General features: G+C 69.0%; 14 protein-coding genes. 8 read left to right on the forward strand and 6 right to left on the reverse strand.

Annotated features, from left to right (window positions below):
• Positions 1–20 precede the first annotated feature (20 nt).
• Entirely contained in the window at positions 21–1,103 is a 1,083-nt protein-coding gene (locus CP980_RS16970) for an inositol-3-phosphate synthase (protein ID WP_099890639.1), read from the reverse strand.
• A gap of 49 nt (positions 1,104–1,152) precedes the next feature.
• A complete protein-coding gene (locus CP980_RS16975; protein WP_099890641.1) occupies positions 1,153–1,755 on the reverse strand; it encodes a PadR family transcriptional regulator in 603 nt (200 codons plus the stop codon).
• A gap of 273 nt (positions 1,756–2,028) precedes the next feature.
• Here CP980_RS16975 and CP980_RS16980 point away from each other — a divergent pair, with 273 nt between their 5' ends.
• A complete protein-coding gene (locus tag CP980_RS16980; RefSeq protein WP_132758123.1) occupies positions 2,029–4,602 on the forward strand; it encodes a transglycosylase domain-containing protein in 2,574 nt (857 codons plus the stop codon).
• Positions 4,603–4,687: 85 nt separating this feature from the next.
• On the forward strand, positions 4,688–6,148 hold the full coding sequence (locus CP980_RS16985; RefSeq protein WP_150528522.1) for a glycosyltransferase family 87 protein: 1,461 nt from the start codon (positions 4,688–4,690) through the stop codon (positions 6,146–6,148).
• A gap of 4 nt (positions 6,149–6,152) precedes the next feature.
• Here the strand turns inward: CP980_RS16985 and CP980_RS16990 are convergent, their stop codons facing one another.
• The 3 genes from CP980_RS16990 to CP980_RS17000 form a co-directional block, all read right to left on the reverse strand.
• Positions 6,153–7,184 carry an alanine racemase gene (locus tag CP980_RS16990; RefSeq protein WP_099890647.1) on the reverse strand — a complete coding sequence of 344 codons (1,032 nt, stop codon included), beginning with the start codon at positions 7,182–7,184 and terminating at the stop codon, positions 6,153–6,155.
• 70 nt (positions 7,185–7,254) lie between these two features.
• The gene (locus CP980_RS16995; RefSeq protein ID WP_030857748.1) at positions 7,255–8,373 is read right to left on the reverse strand and encodes a lipid II:glycine glycyltransferase FemX; all 1,119 of its coding nucleotides are present in this window, start codon (positions 8,371–8,373) and stop codon (positions 7,255–7,257) included.
• Positions 8,374–8,504: 131 nt separating this feature from the next.
• The gene (locus CP980_RS17000) at positions 8,505–8,819 is read right to left on the reverse strand and encodes a hypothetical protein (RefSeq protein ID WP_099890649.1); all 315 of its coding nucleotides are present in this window, start codon (positions 8,817–8,819) and stop codon (positions 8,505–8,507) included.
• A gap of 247 nt (positions 8,820–9,066) precedes the next feature.
• On the opposite strand from CP980_RS17000, the gene rpsF reads away from it, so the two are divergent.
• From rpsF to rplI, 4 genes are all read left to right on the forward strand, one after another.
• A complete protein-coding gene (gene rpsF / locus CP980_RS17005) occupies positions 9,067–9,357 on the forward strand; it encodes a 30S ribosomal protein S6 (RefSeq protein ID WP_004950685.1) in 291 nt (96 codons plus the stop codon).
• Positions 9,358–9,429: 72 nt separating this feature from the next.
• Complete coding sequence (locus tag CP980_RS17010) at positions 9,430–10,023, forward strand: single-stranded DNA-binding protein (RefSeq protein WP_132758119.1); 594 nt, start codon at positions 9,430–9,432, stop codon at positions 10,021–10,023.
• A 43-nt stretch (positions 10,024–10,066) separates the two neighbouring features.
• Entirely contained in the window at positions 10,067–10,303 is a 237-nt protein-coding gene (gene rpsR, locus CP980_RS17015; RefSeq protein WP_005315025.1) for a 30S ribosomal protein S18, read from the forward strand.
• Positions 10,304–10,321: 18 nt separating this feature from the next.
• On the forward strand, positions 10,322–10,768 hold the full coding sequence (rplI, locus tag CP980_RS17020) for a 50S ribosomal protein L9 (protein WP_030153214.1): 447 nt from the start codon (positions 10,322–10,324) through the stop codon (positions 10,766–10,768).
• A 146-nt stretch (positions 10,769–10,914) separates the two neighbouring features.
• Here rplI and CP980_RS17025 read toward each other — a convergent pair whose 3' ends face one another.
• Positions 10,915–12,252 (reverse strand): MATE family efflux transporter, encoded by a 1,338-nt coding sequence (locus tag CP980_RS17025; protein ID WP_150528523.1) that lies wholly within the window; start codon positions 12,250–12,252, stop codon positions 10,915–10,917.
• Between the two features lie 452 nt (positions 12,253–12,704).
• Between CP980_RS17025 and dnaB the strand changes: the two genes are divergently transcribed.
• Positions 12,705–14,168, forward strand: coding sequence for a replicative DNA helicase (dnaB, locus tag CP980_RS17035; protein WP_132758557.1), 1,464 nt, complete (start codon positions 12,705–12,707; stop codon positions 14,166–14,168).
• 9 nt (positions 14,169–14,177) lie between these two features.
• Entirely contained in the window at positions 14,178–15,563 is a 1,386-nt protein-coding gene (locus CP980_RS17040) for a serine hydrolase domain-containing protein (RefSeq protein ID WP_150528524.1), read from the forward strand.
• The last annotated feature ends 32 nt before the right edge of the window (positions 15,564–15,595 follow it).

Here is a 15,595-nt window from a genome sequence, read left to right on the forward strand (position 1 = left end):
GAAGACCCGTGGGGTCCGACTTAGCGCTCGACCTCGCCCTTGATGAACTTCTCGACGTTCGCGTAAGCCTCGTCGTCGAAGTACTGCACCGGCGGGGACTTCATGAAGTAGCTCGAAGCCGACAGGATCGGGCCACCGATGCCGCGGTCCTTGGCGATCTTCGCGGCGCGCAGGGCGTCGATGATGACACCGGCGGAGTTCGGGGAGTCCCACACCTCAAGCTTGTACTCGAGGTTCAGCGGGACGTCGCCGAAGGCGCGGCCTTCGAGGCGGACGTAGGCCCACTTGCGGTCGTCGAGCCACGCCACGTAGTCGGACGGACCGATGTGGACGTTCTTCTCGCCGAGCTCACGGTCGGGGATCTGCGAGGTGACGGCCTGCGTCTTGGAGATCTTCTTCGACTCCAGGCGGTCGCGCTCCAGCATGTTCTTGAAGTCCATGTTGCCGCCGACGTTGAGCTGCATGGTGCGCTCAAGACGGACACCGCGGTCTTCGAACAGCTTCGCCATCACGCGGTGCGTGATGGTGGCGCCGACCTGCGACTTGATGTCGTCGCCGACGATCGGGACACCGGCCTCGGTGAACTTGTCGGCCCACTCCTTGGTGCCGGCGATGAAGACCGGGAGGGCGTTGACGAAGGCGACCTTGGCGTCGATGGCGCACTGGGCGTAGAACTTCGCCGCTTCCTCGGAACCGACGGGCAGGTAGCAGACCAGAACGTCGACCTCACGGTCCTTGAGGACCTGGACCACGTCGACCGGGGTCTCGGCGGACTCCTCGATCGTCATGCGGTAGTACTTGCCCAGGCCGTCCAGGGTGTGGCCGCGCTGCACGGTCACGCCCGCGTTGGGGACGTCGCAGATCTTGATGGTGTTGTTCTCGCTGGCGCCGATGGCGTCCGAAAGGTCGAGGCCGACCTTCTTCGCGTCGACGTCGAACGCGGCGACGAACTCGACGTCACCCACGTGGTAGTCGCCGAACTGGACGTGCATCAGACCGGGGACCTTGGCCGCCGGGTCGGCGTCCTTGTAGTACTCGACGCCCTGCACCAGCGAGGCGGCGCAGTTGCCCACGCCGACGATGGCTACGCGAACCGAACCCATTCCGGTTGCTCCCTGTTCGTTCTTGGACGAGGCCTGCGAGATGCAGGCCTCACTTTGCAGTTTCGTCGGGCGGACCGGGGTTTCTCCGATCCCGTCCCGCCCGCTCACTCTCGATGAGCTCGTTCAGCCAGCGCACTTCGCGCTCCACGGACTCCATGCCGTGTCGCTGCAGCTCAAGCGTGTAGTCGTCGAGCCGCTCCCGTGTACGGGCGAGCGAGGCGCGCATCTTCTCCAGGCGCTCCTCCAGCCGGCTGCGGCGGCCCTCCAGGACCCGCATGCGCACGTCCCGTTCGGTCTGACCGAAGAAGGCGAAGCGCGCGGCGAAGGACTCGTCCTCCCAGGCGTCGGGGCCCGTGTGGGACAGGAGCTCTTCGAAGTGCTCCTTACCCGCTGCCGTCAACCGGTAGACGATCTTGGCGCGGCGCCCTGCGAGTGAAGTGGCGAGAGCGTCTTCCGGGGCGTTGCCCGGTTCTTCGATCAACCAGCCGTTGGCGACCAACGTCTTGAGGCAGGGATAGAGCGTCCCGTAGCTGAACGCCCGGAACACCCCCAGTGAGGTGTTGAGCCGCTTGCGGAGCTCGTACCCGTGCATGGGGGATTCGCGGAGCAGGCCGAGGACGGCGAACTCGAGGATGCCTGAGCGCCTGCTCATCCGCCTGCCTCTCCCTCGCCCCTGAGTTTTATACCGAGCTGATGTATCGGCTCGATACATCCAGACGATAGAACGGGGCGCCCTCGGCGACAAGGGGCGGGGTGGTGACCGGCGTCACATCACTAATTCGTACCAAGCGAGTTGCCTGATTTGGGGTGAACTTCGGCACTGTTCGGGTTTTGAGCGTGCGTAGTCTGTGGGCCATGACAACGGGGGAACCGGAATTCACCTGCCGCTTCCAGGCCACTCGCCTGCCCGAGGAGTAGTCGTTCGATGAGCGAGCACCGCCGCAAACCGCCGCAGCCCGAAGGGGGCGGACGTGCCGCGGCCCGTCGGGCCGCCCAGCAGCGCCCCGGCCGGGGCGCCGGGCCCGCACGCGACGTCCCCACCGCGTCGCCCAGCGGTCCGTACGCAGAGCCGCCCGGGCAGGGCGGCCGTTCCGGCGCGCGCCGGGCCGCCTCCCGCGGCTCCTCGGGGCGCGGGCGTGGCGGGGGCCGCCCCGGCAAACGACTGATCAACTACCCCCGCTCCGACAAGGACGGCTGGCAGCGCTTCGTACCGTCCTGGAAGCTGGTCTGCGGCACGGCGCTCGGATTCTTCGCCGTCGTCACGGCGGGCGCCGGGATCGGCATCGCGTCGGTGAACACTCCCGACCCGAACAAGGCGGCCCAGGCCCAGAACAACGTGTTCTTCTGGGAAGACGGCACCCAGATGGTGGCCACCGGCGGCTCCATGAACCGCCAGATCGTGCCCATCGACAAGATCCCCAAGTCGATGCAGAACGCGGTGATCGCCGCGGAGAACGAGTCCTTCGAGACGGACAAGGGCGTCGACCCGATGGGCATCGCCCGCGCCGTGTGGAACATGGCCAAGGGCGGCTCCACCCAGGGTGGCTCGACCATCACCCAGCAGTACGTGAAGAACACGTACCTGGACTCCGACCAGACGCTGAAGCGGAAGGTCACCGAGCTCTTCATCTCGATAAAGCTGGGTGTGTCCGAGGAGAAGGACACGATCCTCGCGGGCTACCTCAACACCGCGTACTACGGCCGGGACGCCTACGGCATCCAGGCGGCCGCGCGGGCCTACTTCGGCAAGGACTGCAAGGACCTCACCCCGTCCGAGAGCGCCTTCCTGGCCTCCGTGCTCAAGGGACCCAACCTCTACAACCCGGACGGCGGCGTCGGCACCGCGGCCACCCCCGAGAAGAACACCGAGCGGGCCAAGGAGCGCTGGGCCTGGGTCCTGGACCGCGAGGTCGCGGTGGGCCGCATGCAGAAGTCCGAGCGGGACCAGTTCACGGAGTTCCCGAAGATCGTCGACTCCGAGCAGGCCCGCAGTCTGTCCGGACAGACCGGCTACCTGGTCGACACGGCCAAGAAGTACGTGATGAAGGTCACGGGCCTCACGGCCGAGGAGATGGCCCGCGGCGGCTACCAGATCAAGACCACCTTCCAGAAGCCCAAGGTGGACGCCCTGGTCAAGGCCGTCGAGGACACCCGCAACAACTTCCTCGACGAGAAGGCCCGCCCCGAGTACGACACCTTCGTCCAGTTCGGCGCCGCCTCGGTGGACGTGAAGTCCGGGGCGATCGTGGCCCTGTACGGCGGTCCGGGCATGGACAAGAAGTACTTCAGCAACAACGCCGACACGCTCGGCGTCCCGGTCGGCTCGACCTGGAAGCCGTACGTCCTGGCGGCCGCGATGCGGTACGGCACCCAGAACTCGCACGGCGACGGCATCTCGGCCGACAGCAAGTACAACGCGAACGACCTGACCGTGATCAACAACCGCGACGGCAAGCCGCTGCGGGACGCCTCGGGCAAGCCGTTCAAGCAGAAGAACGAGAGCACCTACCCCTACGGGTACGTGACCCTCAACGAGGCGATGGAGAAGTCCATCAACGTGCCGTTCGCGCAGCTCGTCTTCGACGTCGGCCACAGCAAGGTCCGCGAGATGGCCCAGGCCACGGGCATCCTCAAGGACTCGATGAACCCGAACGACGACGCCTCGTTCGCCCTCGGCACCTCCACGCCGAGCGCCATCCGCATGGCCGACTCGTACGCGACCTTCGCCGCCTCCGGCACCCACCACGACCCCTTCTCGGTGACCAGCGTCCAGAAGGACGGCAAGGAGCTGCCCGGGTTCGGGGCCCCCAAGGAGACGCGGGCGATGGACGACGCCATCGCCGACAACGTCACCAAGGTGCTGGAGAACGTCATCGACAACGGCACCGGCACCAAGGTCAGGAAGCTCGGGTTCACCCGCCCCGCCGCCGGCAAGACCGGAACCACCGACCAGAACAAGTCGGCCTGGTTCGTCGGCTACACCCCGGAGCTGTCCACCTCGGTCGCCCTGTTCCGCACCGACCCGAACTCGACGGACAAGAAGCTCATCTCCATGAACGGCGTCGGCGGCGTGGACTCCATCCACGGTGGCGACATCCCGGCCGCGATCTGGACCGAGTACATGAAGGAAGCCCTCAAGGGCACCCCGGTCAAGGACTTCCCGGAGGCCGAGAAGATCGGTGTCACCGCCGACGCCTCCGGTGCCCCCTCGCCGAGTCCTTCCTTCTCCCCCTCGCCGTCCCCGTCGATGCCCTCGCCCTCGGCGAGCTCCTCGCCGCCGGTCTCCCCGAGCCCGTCGAAGGGCGGCAAGCCGACCTGCAAGCCGTGGGAGCTGTACTGCATCCCGGACACCAGCGGCGGTACGAACAGCGGCAACACCAACGGGGGCCCCGGCGGCGGGCCCGGTGGACCCAGCGGATCACCGTCGGGCAGCCCATCGGGCAAACCGGGCCGCCCCGGCGGTACCAGCTGGGGGACCTCGATGGGCGCCTCGGGCTGATCCCCTCCCCCCGCTCCGACGAGGGCCGTCGCACACCGTGCGGCGGCCCTCCCGCGTGCCCGGCCCCGTACGGCAGGATGAGCGCATGACGAAGGTGCACGAGGACCCGCCCGTACTGCCCACCCAGCAGGACGAGGTCGCCGCGGCCGGCAGCGAGTTCCTCGGCGGCCCGATGGGTCGCTACGCCCGGCTGGGCGGCCACTGGCTGACCCCGGTCCGCGTCGTGGCGCTCGTGGCCCTGGGGATGTTCGCGCTGGGCATGGTGCAGAAGCTGCCCTGCTACGACTGGGCGTGGTTCCGGGGAGCCGGTTCCCAGTACACGCACGCCTGCTACTCCGACATCCCGCACCTGTTCTCCGTGCGCGGCTTCGCCGACGGGCTCACGCCCTACTTCGACCGCCTCCCGGGCGACATGGAGTACCTGGAGTACCCGGTCCTCACCGGCCTCTTCATGGAGGTCGCCTCCTGGCTGACCCCCGGCGGCGGCTCCCTGCAGCACCGCGAGCAGATGTACTGGATGGTCAACGCCGGGATGCTGATGGCCTGCACCGCCGTCATCGCCGTGTGCGTCGTGCGCACCCACCGCCGCCGGCCCTGGGACGCGCTGCTCTTCGCCCTCGCGCCCGCCTTCGCGCTCACCGCGACGATCAACTGGGACCTGCTGGCCATCGCCCTGACCGCCGCGGGAATGCTCATGTGGTCCCGTGGCCGGACCCTGCTCTTCGGCGTCTTCATCGGCCTGGCCACCGCCGCCAAGCTCTACCCCGTCCTCCTGCTCGGCGTGCTGTTCGTGCTGTGCTGGCGGGCCGGGAAGTGGCGGGCGTTCGGCTCCGCCGTCCTCGGTGCGGCGGTCTCCTGGCTCGTGGTGAACCTGCCCGTCATGCTCTACGCCTGGGACGGCTGGACGAAGTTCTACACGTTCAGCCAGGAGCGCCCGATCGACTTCGGCTCCGTGTGGCTGCTGATCTCCCAGCGCTCCGGAAACCCCCTGTCCGACGCCAACACGTACGCGACGGGTCTGACGCTGCTGCTGTGCGCGGGCATCGGCCTGCTGACGCTGACCGCCCCCCGCCGCCCCCGCTTCGCGCAGCTGGCCTTCCTGGTCGTGGCCGCGTTCATCCTGGCCAACAAGGTCTACTCGCCGCAGTACGTGCTCTGGCTCATCCCGCTCGCGGCGCTGGCCCGTCCGCGCTGGCGGGACTTCCTGATCTGGCAGGCCGGCGAGGTCGTGTACTTCTTCGGGATCTGGCTGTACCTCGCCTACACGACCAGCGGGGACAAGCACCAGGGCCTGCCCACGGAGGGCTACCAGGTGGCGATCGCCGCCCACCTGCTGACGACGCTCTACCTGTGCGCGGTCGTCGTCCGCGACATCCTGCTGCCCGAGCGGGACGTCGTTCGCCGCGACGGATCGGACGACCCGTCCGGCGGTGTCCTGGACGGGGCCGAGGACGTGTTCGTGCTGTCGGACGCCGCGAGGGCGCCGCAGGAGGCGGCGCCCTCGGAGGGACAGCGGGTGGCGTGGGGCACGGCCCCCAGGGACTGACCGGTCAGGCGTCGAGCACCCGGTCGAACTGCGTGGTGGTGTGGCGCAGGTGCGCCACCAGCTCGTCGCCGACCTTCGGCTCGGGGGCGTCCGACGGCACGAACAGGATCGACACCTGCATGTGCGGGGGCTCCGCGAACCAGCGCTGCTTGCCCGCCCACACGAACGGCGACAGGTTGCGGTTCACGGTCGCCAGACCGGCCCGGGCCACGCCCTTCGCGCGCGGCATCACGCCGTGCAGGGCCTTGGGGGCTTCCAGGCCCACCCCGTGCGAGGTGCCGCCCGCGACCACGACCAGCCAGCCGTCGGAGGCGGCCTTCTGCTGGCGGTAGCCGAACCGGTCGCCCTTGGCGACGCGCGTGACGTCCAGGACGGCGCCGCGGTACTCGGTCGCCTCGTGGTCGCCCAGCCACAGCCGGGTGCCGATGCGCGCCCGGAAGCGCGTCTGCGGGAACTGCTGCTGGAGGCGGGCCAGCTCCTCGGCCCGCAGGTGGCTGACGAACATGGTGTGCAGCGGCAGCCGGGCCGCACGCAGCCGGTCCATCCAGCCGATGACCTCCTCGACGGCGTCCGAGCCGTCCGGGCGGTCCAGGGGCAGGTGCAGGGCGAAGCCCTCCAGCCGTACGTCCTCGATCGCCGCGTGCAGCTGGCCCAGATCCTGCTCGGAGATGCCGTGACGGCGCATCGAGCTCATGCACTCGATGACCACGCGGGCGCCGACCAGGCCGCGGACCCCGTCCAGCGAGGACACCGAGCGGATCACCCGGTCCGGCAGCGGCACCGGCTCCTCGCCCCGCCGGAACGGGGTGAGGACGAGCAGGTCGCCGCCGAAGTAGTCCTTGATGCTGGCGGCCTCGTACGTGGTCCCGACGGCCAGTACGTCGGCGCCCAGGCGGGTCGCCTCCTCGCACAGGCGCTCGTGGCCGAAGCCGTAGCCGTTGCCCTTGCAGACCGGGATCATCCCGGGGAACTGGTCCTGGATCTGCTTCTGGTGCGCACGCCAGCGCGCGGTGTCGACGTAGAGCGTGAGCGCCATGCCCGTCCGGAGCCTCTCTCGAAAAAGCTGCCTGTGCAGCGGTGCGGTGGGTGTGGGGTGCGGCAGCGGGTCAGCGGCGCGACATGTAGATGTCGAGCGCCTTGTGCAGCACCTTGTTGAGCGGGAAGTCCCACTCGCCGACGTACTCGACGGCCTCGCCGCCGGTGCCGACCTTGAACTGGATGAGGCCGAACAGGTGATCGTTCTCGTCCAGCGTGTCGCTGATGCCGCGCAGGTCGTAGACGCTCGCACCGAGCGCGTACGAGTCGCGGAGCATGCGCCACTGCATCGCGTTCGAGGGGCGCACTTCTCGCTTGTGGTTCGCCGATGCGCCGTACGAGTACCAGACGTGCTGGCCGACGGTGAGCATCGTGGCCGCCGCCAGCGGCTCCCCCTCGTGCTTCGCGATGTACAGCCGCATCCGGTTCGGGTCCTCGGAGTTGAGGGCCGTCCACTGGCGCTGGAAGTAGCTGAGCGGGCGCGGGCGGAACTTGTCGCGCTCCGCCGTGACCTCGTACAGCTCCTGCCAGACCGGCAGGTCCTCGTAGCCGCCCTGGACGACCTCGACACCGGCCTTCTCGGCCTTCTTGATGTTGCGGCGCCACAGCTGGTTGAAGCCCTTGAGGACGTCGTCCAGCGAGCGGTTGGCCAGCGGTACCTGGAAGACGTAGCGGGGCTGGACGTCGCCGAAGCCGGCGCCGCCGTCCTCGGCCTGCTGCCAGCCCATGCGGCGCAGCTTGTCCGAGACCTCGAAGGCGCGGGGCTCGATGACCGAGGCCTCCACGTCGCGCAGGCGCTTGACGTCCGGGTCCTGGATACCGGCCTTGATGGCGGCCGAGTTCCAGCGGCGGATGACGACGGGCGGGCCCATCTTCACGGTGAAGGCGCCCTGCTGCTTGAGGTGGGCCAGCATCGGCTGGAGCCACTCCTCCAGGTTCGGGGCGTACCAGTTGATGACCGGGCCCTCGGGCAGGTACGCGAGGTACCGCTTCACCTTGGGCAGCTGCCGGTACAACACGAGGGCGGCACCGACCAGTTCGTCGTTCTGGTCGAACCAACCGAGGTTCTCGGAGCGCCACTCGTTCTTCACGTCGGCCCACGCCGGGACCTGGCAGTGGCTAGCCGAGGGCAGGCTCTGGAGGTATCCCAGATGCTGCTCTCGGCTGATGGTCCTCAGGGACAGGCTCATGCGGGGCGTCTCCTCCGGCGGCTTCGCTGGCTATGGCGCGAAGCCTACTGCGACAAGGGCGCCACCCATCTGGGGGACGGGCCGTGCCCGGGCCGGTGAATGGCCGGCGCCCTGTCGCCGAGGTGCCCCGGTCAGCCCGCCCAGCCGCCGAAGAGACCGCCGTGCGCCATGCCGAGGTAGAAGCCCACGCCCGCCGCGCCAAGCCCGATGATCAGTGCGAAGCGCTCGCGTGTCGTCTCCGAGATGAACTGTCCGTACGCGCCGGTGAGGATGCCGACGAGTCCGGTCCACGAGCTCAGCAGGTGCAGATTGTCGAAGAACCCCGTGATGAACGCCACGATGCCGAGCACGACCGTGGCCACCACGAGGGTGTCCTGGAGCGGATGGGGCTTGCCGTCGGTCGCGAGGAGCGAGATGGAGGACTTGGGTTGCATGGCCTGTGCCATCGGAAGGCACCTCCTGGCTGAAGCAGAGCGGTGCGCGGGCGCCTCCGGCTGGGGCCGGGGGCATAGCACCGAGCACACCCGATGCATACAGAGTGTGGCCTCCTCCCGCCGGATTTCAACCGGAAGGAGTCGAGCAGGTAGTCTGTACAGCTGCGCGGTGTCTGCTCACAGACGCCGTGCGCACGCATCACGACCCTCCTGCCACGGAACGACCGTGGCCGCTGAGTCCAAAGGAGGTGGGTTCCACATGCGTCACTACGAAGTGATGGTCATCCTCGACCCCGATCTCGAGGAGCGCGCTGTCTCCCCGCTGATCGAGAACTTCCTCTCCGTCGTCCGTGAGGGCAACGGAAAGGTCGAGAAGGTCGACACCTGGGGCCGTCGTCGTCTCGCTTACGAGATCAAGAAGAAGCCCGAGGGCATCTACTCGGTCATCGACCTTCAGGCCGAGCCTGCGGTCGTCAAGGAGCTTGACCGACAGATGAACCTGAACGAGTCGGTTCTCCGGACCAAGGTCCTTCGCCCCGAGACCCACTGAACTTCGGTTCAGCGGTAATCGGGACCGAGTAGCACAGCAGCCCAGCAGCAATCCCCGCCGAGAGGTTCATCCATGGCAGGCGAGACCGTCATCACGGTCGTCGGCAATCTCGTCGACGACCCCGAGCTGCGCTTCACCCCCTCGGGTGCGGCGGTCGCGAAGTTCCGTGTCGCGTCCACCCCCCGCACCTTCGACCGCCAGACCAACGAGTGGAAGGACGGCGAGAGCCTGTTCCTGACCTGCTCGGTGTGGCGGCAGGCGGCCGAGAACGTCGCCGAGTCCCTTCAGCGGGGCATGCGCGTCATCGTGCAGGGCCGGCTGAGGCAGCGGTCGTACGAAGACCGTGAGGGTGTCAAGCGCACGGTCTACGAGCTGGACGTCGAGGAAGTCGGCCCCAGCCTGAAGAACGCCACGGCCAAGGTCGCCAAGACCACCGGTCGCGGTGGTCAGGGCGGGTACGGCGGCGGCGGCCAGCAGCAGCAGGGTGGCGGCGGTGGCTGGGGCGGAGCCCCCAGCGGCGGCGCCCCGCAGGGCGGCGGAGCTCCCTCCGACGACCCGTGGGCGTCCAGCGCGCCGGCCGGCGGCCAGCAGCAGGGCGGCGGGGGCGGCTGGGGCGGAAGCTCCGGCGGCTCCAACGGCGGCTACTCGGACGAGCCTCCCTTCTAGGGAAGCTCGCATCCCCACTTCTTGATCACACAGGAGAGACACAATGGCGAAGCCGCCTGTGCGCAAGCCTAAGAAGAAGGTCTGCGCATTCTGCAAGGACAAGACCGCGTACGTGGACTACAAGGACACGAACATGCTGCGGAAGTTCATTTCCGACCGCGGCAAGATCCGTGCCCGCCGCGTCACCGGCAACTGCACGCAGCACCAGCGTGACGTCGCCACGGCCGTGAAGAACAGCCGTGAGATGGCGCTGCTGCCCTACACGTCCACCGCGCGATAAGGAAAGGGTGACCGACTAATGAAGATCATCCTGACCCACGAGGTCTCTGGCCTCGGCACCGCCGGCGATGTCGTCGACGTCAAGGACGGTTACGCTCGCAACTACCTGGTCCCGCGTGGTTTCGCGATCCGCTGGACCAAGGGTGGCGAGAAGGACGTGGCGCAGATCCGCCGCGCCCGCAAGATCCACGAGATCGCGACCATCGAGCAGGCCAACGAGGTCAAGGCCAAGCTTGAGGGCACGAAGGTCCGTCTGGCCACCCGCTCGGGTGACGCCGGCCGCCTCTTCGGCTCCGTGACCCCGGCCGACATCGCCACGGCGATCGAGGCTTCCGGTGGTCCGAAGGTCGACAAGCGCCGCGTCGAGCTGGCTGCCCCGATCAAGACCCTCGGTTCGTACCAGGTCTCCGTGCGTCTGCACGCCGAGGTCGCCGCGAACGTGGGCGTCGAGGTCGTCGCCGCCTAAGTGCTGCGAGCGAAGGGCCGCACCCCTGTGGGGTGCGGCCCTTCGTCATGTCCGGGTGTTCGCCGATCGATGTTTCACGTGAAACATGCGCCGGAGCGTCCGATGTTTCACGTGAAACATCGGCTCATGGAGCAGTGGATCACGGATCAGCGGGTCGCCCCCGCGACCAGCCAGCGGCCGGAGCGGGCGCGCAGCTGGAGGGTGGCCATCCGGACCAGCATCATCAGCGTCATGGCCCACCAGAGTGCCGTGAGACCGCCACCGAGGGCCGGGACGAGCAGGGCGGCCGGGGTGAACACGGCGAGCGTCAGGAGCATGGCCCAGGCCAGATAGCGCCCGTCGCCCGCGCCCATGAGGACGCCGTCGAGCACGAAGACGATGCCGCACACGGGCTGGGAGACCGCCACGACCAGCAGGGCCGGCAGGAGAGCGGCCTCGACCACCGGGTCCCCGGTGAAGAGCGGGATGAACAACGGACGGGCCGCGACCACCATTGCACCCAGGACGACCCCGGAGCCGATCCCCCACTGCACCATGCGGCGGCAGACGGCCTTGGCTCCTTCGGTGTCACCGGCGCCCAGGTAGCGGCCGATGATGGCCTGCCCGGCGATGGCGATCGCGTCGAGGGCGAAGGCGAGCAGGCTCCACAGGGAAAGCAGGATCTGGTGGGCGGCGATGTCCGCGTCGCCGAGCCGTGCTGCCACGGCGGTGGCGATCATCAGAACGGCCCGCAGCGACAGCGTGCGTACGAGCAGCGGTACACCGGCCTGGGCGCAGGCCCGGATGCCTGCGGAATCGGGCCGCAGCGAAGCCCCGTGTCTGCGGGCTCCGCGCACGACGACGAAGAGGTAGGCCCCGGCCATGGCGCACTGGGCGATCACGGTGCCCCAGGCGGAACCGGCGATGCCGAAGCCGGCTCCGTAGACGAGGGCGCCGTTCAGGCCCGCGTTGAGGGCGAAGCCTCCGATGGCGACGTAGAGCGGTGTACGGGTGTCCTGGAGGCCGCGGATGACGCCGGTGGCGGCGAGCACCATCAGCATGGCCGGGATGCCCAGGGCGGAGATCCGCAGATAGGTGACCGCGTACGGGGCGACCGTGTCGGAGGCCCCGAAGAGGGAGACCAGCCAGGGCGCCGTGGGCAGCAGGACGGCGACGACGGCGGCGCCGATGAGGAGGGCGAGCCAGATGCCGTCCATGCCCTGTCGGATGGCGGCCCGGAGGTCCCCGGCGCCGACCCGCCGGGACACGGCCGCGGTGGTGGCGTAGGCGAGGAAGACGAAGACGCTGACGGCTGTGGTGAGCAGGGCCGCGGCTATGCCGAGGCCGGCCAGCTGGGGAGTGCCGAGGTGCCCCACGATGGCGCTGTCGGCCATCACGAACAGGGGTTCGGCGACGAGTGCGCCGAAAGCCGGGACGGCGAGCGCGAGTATCTCGCGGTCGTGCCGTCCCGGGGCAGGCTTCAGCGGGGCGAGGGCCTGTGTCATGCGCTCAATCTAATCTTCCACAGGTAATGGATGCAATGGTCTTTGGATCCTTACCGGCGAGTTGGTTCACACGTTCTCGGCACCCCGTTGGAGGCGATCTCGAAACTGGGGCCAAGAATTTTCTCCCCCACAGCCGGTGGAGGAAGAAATCGCAGGTCAGAACCGGTGATTGGGTGGGTCAGGTGATTTTGTCCACAGCGCCGTCCCCCGGTCCGTGCACAGCTTCCGGCGAGTTACCCACAGCATTGGGTCGGTCATCCACATCTCATCCACACAGCCTGTGGATAACAAGATTGGCTGACGTCGCCGTCGGCCCTACCGTTGTGCGTTGCCCGACTCGCCGACGGCGGAACCGGGTGCCCCACATGTCAGAGCCGTGTCGTAGAAAGAGTGGCACGGCAAGGTCCGCTTTGCGGACGGGAGGAGGCGGCCCGGTGAGTATCCCCGAGCCCATGGACGACCCCTGGGCCGACAGCGGTCCTGGTGACCGTCTGCCCGCCCGTCCGCGCCGTAACAACGAGGGCCGCGGCCGCGGGGACGACCAGCACGAGCGGGGCCGCGAGGGCGGCTCCTGGGACGGCGGTGGCGGCGGCTTCGAGCGCGTACCCCCGCAGGACCTCGACGCCGAGCAGTCGGTGCTCGGCGGCATGCTCCTGTCCAAGGACGCCATCGCGGACGTCGTCGAGGTCATCAAGGGGCACGACTTCTACCGCCCCTCGCACGAGACGATCTACCAGGCGATCCTCGACCTGTACGCCAAGGGCGAGCCGGCCGACCCCATCACCGTCGGCGCCGAGCTGACCCGCCGTGGCGAGATCAGCAAGGTCGGCGGGGCCTCGTACCTGCACACGCTCGTCCAGTCGGTGCCGACCGCGGCGAACGCCGAGTACTACGCGGAGATCGTGCACGAGCGGGCGGTCCTGCGCCGCCTCGTCGCCGCCGGTACGAAGATCACGCAGATGGGATACGCGGCGGACGGCGACGTCGACGAGATCGTCAACAGCGCCCAGGCCGAGATCTACGCCGTCACCGAGCAGCGGACCTCCGAGGACTACCTGCCGCTGGGCGACATCATGGAGGGCGCGCTCGACGAGATCGAGGCGATCGGCTCCCGCAGTGGCCAGATGTCCGGCGTCCCGACCGGTTTCACGGACCTCGACTCGCTGACCAACGGTCTGCACCCCGGCCAGATGATCGTCATCGCCGCCCGCCCCGCCATGGGTAAGTCCACCCTCGCGCTCGACTTCGCCCGGGCCTGCTCCATCAAGAGCAACCTGCCCAGCGTGATCTTCTCCCTCGAAATGGGGCGCAACGAGATCGCGATGCGCCTCCTGTCGGCGGAAGCCCGGGTCGCCCTGCACCACATGCGCTCCGGCACCATGACGGACGACGACTGGACCCGGCTGGCCCGCCGGATGCCCGACGTCTCCGCCGCCCCCCTCTACATCGACGACTCCCCGAACCTGTCGATGATGGAGATCCGTGCGAAGTGCCGGCGCCTCAAGCAGCGCAACGACCTCTCGCTCGTCGTCATCGACTACCTCCAGCTCATGCAGTCGGGCGGTTCGCGCCGTCCCGAGAGCCGCCAGCAGGAGGTCTCGGACATGTCCCGAAACCTCAAGCTGCTGGCCAAGGAGCTAGAGGTGCCCGTGATCGCGCTGTCCCAGCTGAACCGTGGTCCCGAGCAGCGCACGGACAAGAAGCCGATGGTCTCCGACCTGCGTGAGTCGGGTTCCATCGAGCAGGACGCCGACATGGTCATCCTGCTGCACCGCGAGGACGCGTACGAGAAGGAGTCGCCCCGAGCGGGCGAGGCGGACCTGATCGTGGCGAAGCACCGTAACGGCCCCACGGCGACGATCACCGTCGCCTTCCAGGGCCACTATTCGCGGTTCGTGGACATGGCCAACACGTAGCATCCGATCATGGATGCCGTATCTGAGGACCTGGAGTTGCTCCCCGCCACCCGGCGCGCCCTGAGGCACCGGATCGCCGTCGCGCAGAGCGAGGGCCGGGCGCCGTCGGTGGTGGCGGCCGTGGCCCGCGGCGGCGAGGTCGTCTGGGAGGGCTCCCGGACCTCCGTCGAGGGGCACGGGCCCGATGGGAACGTGCAGTACAGGATCGGGTCGATCACCAAGACCTTCACCGCGGTCCTGGTGATGCGGATGCGGGACGAGGGTTTGCTGAGCCTTGAGGACCCGCTGGAGAAGCATCTGCCGGGGACGGGCGCCGGAGAGGTGACCCTCGCCCAGCTGCTGTCCCACACCGGCGGGTTGGCGGCGGAGACGCCGGGCGAGTGGTGGGAGCGCTCACCGGCTGAGCTGCGGCCCGAGCTCGCGGACGTGCTGGGTGAGGAGCCGTTCCGCTTCCGGCCCGGGCGGCGCCACCACTACTCCAACCCGGGCTATACGCTGCTGGGTTCGCTCGTCGAGGCCGTACGCGCAAAGCCCTGGGCCGAGGTGCTCCGGGCCGAGGTGCTGGAGCCGCTGGGTCTGGACCGTACGACGACGGGGCCGCAGGCTCCCCACGCGGGCGGCTGGGCGGTACATCCGTGGGCCGATGTGATGATGCCCGAGCCCTCGGAGGATCTGGGGCTGATGGCCGCGGCCGGACAACTCTGGTCCACGACGCACGATTTGGCGCGGTTCGCGGTGTTCCTCTCCCGCGGTGACGAGCGGGTGCTGAGCGCGGAGTCGGTACGGGAGATGCGCACGTCGGCCGCGCCGCCGGAGCCCGGTGTCGCCGAGTTCGGCTACGGGCTCGGCATGCAGCTGACGCAGGTGGGCGGTCGCAGTCTCGCGGGCCACACCGGTTCGCTGCCGGGGTTCGTCGCGGGGCTGTGGCTGAGCGAGGCGGACGACGTGGCCGCCGTGGTGCTGGCGAACTGCACGTCGGGGCTGCCCGCAGCGACGGTGGCCGCGGAGCTGGTGGGGATCGTCGCGGACGCGGAGCCCCGCTTCCCGCAGCCGTGGCGGCCGTTCCGGGAAACCGCTCCGGTCGCTCTTGAGCTGTGCGGGCCCTGGTACTGGGGCACCTCTCCGCAGGTGCTGCGGCTGAAGGCGGACGGGCTGCTGGAGCTCGCGCCGGTGGGGGCGACGGGCCGGGCGGCCCGGTTTCGGGCGGAGCCCGACGGCAGTTGGACCGGGCTCTCCGGCTACTACGCGGGGGAGAGCCTTCGGGCGGTCCGGCGCGAGGACGGCTCGGTGAGCCACCTCGACCTGGGCTCGTTCGTGTTCACGAGGGAGCCGTACGACACGCAGGCCCCGGTGCCCGGCGGAGTGGACCCGCAGGGCTGGCGGGGAATCGGCTAGGCCGTCTCCGGCAGGGAGCCGCCCGGGACAGC

The sequence above is a fragment of the Streptomyces vinaceus genome (assembly GCF_008704935.1).
GTDB lineage: Bacteria > Actinomycetota > Actinomycetes > Streptomycetales > Streptomycetaceae > Streptomyces > Streptomyces vinaceus.